The sequence below is a fragment of the Elstera litoralis genome, from assembly GCF_000963705.1.
Classification (GTDB): Bacteria; Pseudomonadota; Alphaproteobacteria; order Elsterales; family Elsteraceae; genus Elstera; species Elstera litoralis.
In genome coordinates, this window is sequence record NZ_LAJY01000120.1 from 1 (window position 1) to 4,867 (window position 4,867).

Below are 4,867 nucleotides of genomic sequence, written 5' to 3' on the forward strand. Positions count from 1 at the left end.
GTGCCCCCGGCAGCCAGATCGATCATGCCGCCCCAAACCTGCGGATACTCGAGCGACACCGTGCGCCCAAAACCCCACAGCCCGGCTTGGGCCAGGTCCAGCGTGTCCTTGCCGCCCTCGCGCAGGTCGAGCCCGTTGCGGGTGCCGAGCCACAGCGTCGGGGCCGTCTTGAAGCTATCGCGCGCCTCGCCCAAAGCCTGGGTGAGGTGCAGCGCATTGCCGATGACGCTGGCCTGCTGTGCTTCTTGATCCTCGCCTGTGCCGAAACGGGTATCGAGCCCCCAGAGATACACCAGACCGACGCGCTTATCGGCCCAGGTTTCGGCAAGCTCGGCCAAAACTTGGGCGAAGCTTTCCTTACCCGGAACCTTCACCGCGCCCGCTGGGATCAGGGCGGCTTTGTCGATCAGCTTGACCGGGTGATTGCGCGTTTCAAAGGTTTTCGCCAGCGCGGCACCAACGCCCGCGTCGTCGGCGAGAATCAGCCACGCATTCGGGGCCGGAACCTTGCCTTTCGCGGCCACGGGGAGCTTGTCCCAGCGCACCTGATACAGCCAATCCACGCCGGTTTCGGCGGCTTTCGGCTGGAAGGCTTTCACCGCCAGCGGTTTCAGCGCCAAACCCTCGAAGCGGGCGACGCGCGCGCCGCTCATATCATAGAGATCGATATCAACGACCAAGCTTGCAGTGGCCGGATCGGCGCTCACGTCCTGGAGGCGTTTGCGCAGATGCACCCACACGTCGCGTGTGTCGGCTTTGGCGATGCTGAACCGCTCAATCCCGGTCGGCAGGTGCATACCCTCGGCGGGCAGCGTTACCGCAGTGAAATCGCCGAAAGCATCGATCACGGCGGGATAGGTATGGAGCGCTGCGTCCAGCAGGGCCGGATGCAGCGGATAGCCATCCGCCGCAACGCTATCGGGCAGGCGGACATGGGCGAGCACCTCGCCCAAACCCTGCCAGAGCGACTGAATTCCCCGGAAAGCGGGGCCGTAATCGAGGCCGAGGGTGGCAAGACCGGCGTAATAGCGGTCCACCGGCAGCACTTTGGTGCGGCTAATGATCGCTTCCGGCACGAAGGTCGGGCCTTGCACGCTCTCGGCTGAAGGGCGCAGGGCGGCGGTGATATGGGTTTGCCAGCGGGTGCCGTCGGCGTCTTCGGCACTCGCAAGCTGGGCGTCGAAACTGCCCATCTCGCCGGGCTTCACCACCAGATGCGTGATCCGCGCCTCGCTCTCGCCCAGGAACAGCGGCGCGCGGTAGGAGAAATTCGCCACGGTCAGCGGCGTTGCGCCCGCGAGCTTTCCGGCGGCTTGCAGCAGGCCGATCAGGCCCGCCGTGGTGGGAAGAACCACATGGCCATAGACCTTATGGTCCTTGATCCACGGCAGCCCGGCCTGACTATAGACGCTCTCGAACTGTGCTTCCGGCAGGGAGGAGCGTAGCCGCGCGCCGACAAGCCCTTGGGCCGCGGCGGGGGCTTGCGCCTTTTGCGTCAAGGTCACCGCGCCGTCGCGCTCGTTCCACAGGCGCTCGCCCTGGAACGGATAGGTCGGCAGCGGCCTGCGGCGGCGCGTCCAGGGGGCGTCGAAGGCTTTCCAGTCGATCGTCTCGCCGCGCCGGAACAAGGCCCCGACGGCTTCGAGCAGGTCGCGGCCTTCGATCCCGTCCTTGGTGAGCGTCGGCAGGAAGGCGAAGCTTTCATTGGCGACGCTCGATTGCGCCAGCGCCAGCATGCTCTTGCCCGGCCCGATTTCGACGAAATCGGTCACGCCTTCGTCGGCCAGTCGCTTCACCGCATCGGCGAAGCGCACTGCGTCCATCGCGTGGGAAACCCAATAGTCGGCATCGGGCGCGTCGGCTTTCACCGTGCCGGTGAGGGTCGAGATCCAGAGAAACTCGGGCTTGGCGGCTTTGGTTTCGGCAATCGCCGTGCGGAAGTCGGTCATCGCGCCGTCCATCAGCACCGAATGGAACGCGTGCGAGACGGTCAGGGGCCGGGCCGTAATCTCTTGCGGCTCGAAATAGGCGATGACGGCGTCGACCGAGGTTTTCAAGCCCGAGATAACCGTACTCGCCGGGCCGTTGACGGCGGCGACGCCGATCTGCGGCAGGTTCAATTCGGCCAACGCCGCGCGCACGCGGGCTTCGTCGGTAAAGACGGCGGCCATTGCGCCGCCCTCGGGCAGCGCCTGCATGAGTTTGCCGCGCGTGGCGATCAGTTTGGCGGCAACTTCCAGCGGATAGACACCCGCGACGACCGATAGCGCGAACTCGCCAACGCTATGCCCGGCGGCGGCGGCCGGGCGGAGTCCCCAACTTGCCAGCAACGTCGCCAGCGAGACTTGCAGCGCGAAGGTGCCCGGTTGTGTGTAAGCGGTCTGATTAATCAGACCCGCGTCCGGCCCCGTGGGATCGGCGAAGACCACCTCGGCGAGCGGGCGGTCGATCAGGCCGATCATCGCAGCGGCGCAGCGGTCGAAGGTTTCTTTGAACAGCGGCTGGCTCTCGTACAGCGCCTTGCCCATCCCCGCGAACTGTGCGCCCTGGCCGGTGAAGAGGAAGCCGAGTTTGCGCTTCGCCCCCAAACGCCGATCCGTCGCGGTCGAAACCTGGGCGGTGCGCAGCTTTTCGATGGTCTCGTCAAGCGAGCTTGCCACGAGTGAAAAGCGGTGGCTGAAAGCGACGCGGCCTTGCGCCAGGGAAAAAGCCACATCGGCGAGCGCAAGGCCCGGCGCTTCTTCCAAAGCTTCCGCCTGCCGCACCAGCGCGTCTTTCAGCGCCGCTTCGGACTTGGCGGAGAGCACCAGCAGATGGGCGGGCCGCTCGGCATTCGTCTGAACCACCGGCGCGGGCGCGGGGGCCTCTTCCAGAATAACGACGCCATTGGTGCCGCCGATGCCGAGCGAATTCACCAAAGCGCGGCGCGGCGCATCGGTTTTCGGCCAAGCGCGCAGCTCTTGGTTCACGAAGAACGGGCTGGTGGTGAAATCAATCTTGGGGTTGAGGGTGCGGATATTGATCGTCGGCGGAATCTGCTGCTCGTGCAGCGCTAGCGCCGTTTTTATCAGCGAGATAATACCGGCGGCCTGTTCCGGGTGGCCGATGTTCGGCTTCACCGAGCCGACCGGGCAGGCGCCGATAGCGACGGGCGACCCCTTGAAGGCTTCCGTCAGCGCGGCGATTTCGATGGGGTCGCCGATGGCGGTGCCGGTCCCGTGACATTCGGCATAACCGATAGTTTCCGGCGCGACGTGCGCCGCTTGAAGCGCCTTTATCATCGCCTCGGCTTGGCCCGGAATCGACGAGCCGGAGTAGCTGGGCTTCGTGCCGCCGTCGTTATTGATCGCGGTGGCTTTGATGACGGCATAGATGGTGTCACCATCCTGAACGGCCTGATTGACCTCCTTCAGCAGCACCATGCCGACCGCCGAGCCGAAGACCGTGCCGCGCGCTTCCGCATCAAACGTGCGCACGTGCCCATCGGGCGAATAGAGCCCGCCGCGGACCGATTTATAACCCGAGATTTCCGGCACGCGGATCGTGGCCCCGCCCGCGAGCGCCAGGGTGCATTCGCCCAATTGAATGCTTTGGCACGCGAGATGGACGGCGATCAGCGAGGTTGAGCAGGCGGTTTGAACGTTCAGGCTCGGGCCGGTCAGATCGAATTTATACGAGAGGCGCGTGCTGGCGAAATCCTTGTCGTTACCGATATGGGCGAGGTTTGCCGTGCGCCCGCGCGACTCCGGGTGATCGTAGAGTTCGTTCACCATATAGGAGCTAACGATGCCGCCGGTGCCGACGATGACGCCGACGGGGCCTAAATGGCGGCCCGGCGTATAGCCTGCGTCTTCAAAGGCTTCCCAGCCCACTTCCAAAAGAAAGCGATGCTGCGGGTCCATTAACCGGGTTTCGCGCGGCGAGTATTCAAAGAAAGCCGCATCGAACTTATCGATACCGGGAATGCGGAAGGCAGTTTTAACGTAATCGGGTTCGGCGATTTCGGCGGGGCTGATGCCCGCCGCAATCAGTTCTTCGTCGGAGAAGACCGTGAGCGATTCGACGCCGTTGCAGAGGTTGCGCCAGAACTCGCGCGTATTGCTCGCCCCCGGCACGCGGCAGGACATGCCGATGATGGCAATGCCGCTGAGGGCGTCGGACGGCTTCGAACGGGCGGCGGTTTTTGCAGGGATTGGCTTCTTGCTCATGGTCTTCTCGCTCCTACCTCTACCAGTCTTTCCGGGACGATGCGGCGGCGGGCCACGACCAAAGGCCGGGCAGCGGCGCGAGTTTGTTCTTCAGCACGGCGCTTTCCAACTTCCGGCTCGCCCCCTGGGTGATGCCATTGGCCGCGAGCGCGATTTCGTAGCCGCGATAGAGCGCGTTGAGCCAAAGCTCCACCGGCCAAGCGATCATCTTAGCAGCGGTTTCGGTCAGATCGTCGCCGAGCGCGGGGGTCGCTACGGGCGGGAGGCTCTTCGTTAAGGTCTCAAACAAGGCCACCGGGGTCGGGGCAACGGGAAGCACCGTGAGCGCCGAAGCAGTGGACGATTTCCCCCGATAGCGTCGGGCGGGGCGTTCCCGCTTTTCGGTCGCGGACGGCGGAATACTCATAATTTTGGTCGTCATCGAGCAGGACCCTCATGCGCGTATCAAGAGAGCGCGACAATATTTTGCGATTTTTCGGAAGGATGTGACTCTCCGACACCGTGAAGAATGTCATAGTTTATGCCGCAGCGCACCAAAAATAAGATTACAGTATAACTAATCCGTTAACGAATCAGACCTGCAAAGACGCTGCGATCAGCTCCGTTAGGCCATTCCGGTTGTGTTCGAGATAAAAGTGATTTCCTGGGAATAAATTTAT

2 protein-coding genes are annotated in these 4,867 nt (G+C 63.7%); both read right to left on the reverse strand.

Annotated features, from left to right (window positions below; genetic code table 11):
* Window positions 1-4,208 (reverse strand): type I polyketide synthase (locus VZ95_RS06000; RefSeq protein ID WP_156995104.1); only part of this gene is annotated, 4,208 nt, incomplete at its 3' end.
* A 19-nt stretch (window positions 4,209-4,227) separates the two neighbouring features.
* Complete coding sequence (locus tag VZ95_RS06005) at window positions 4,228-4,629, reverse strand: hypothetical protein (RefSeq protein WP_045775052.1); 402 nt, start codon at window positions 4,627-4,629, stop codon at window positions 4,228-4,230.
* Between the last annotated feature and the right edge of the window lie 238 nt (window positions 4,630-4,867).

Bases quoted from the DNA above. Each gene is read 5' to 3' on its own strand.
- VZ95_RS06005 (WP_045775052.1), bottom strand. From the start codon at position 4,629: ATGACGACCAAAATTATGAGTATTCCGCCGTCCGCGACCGAAAAGCGG.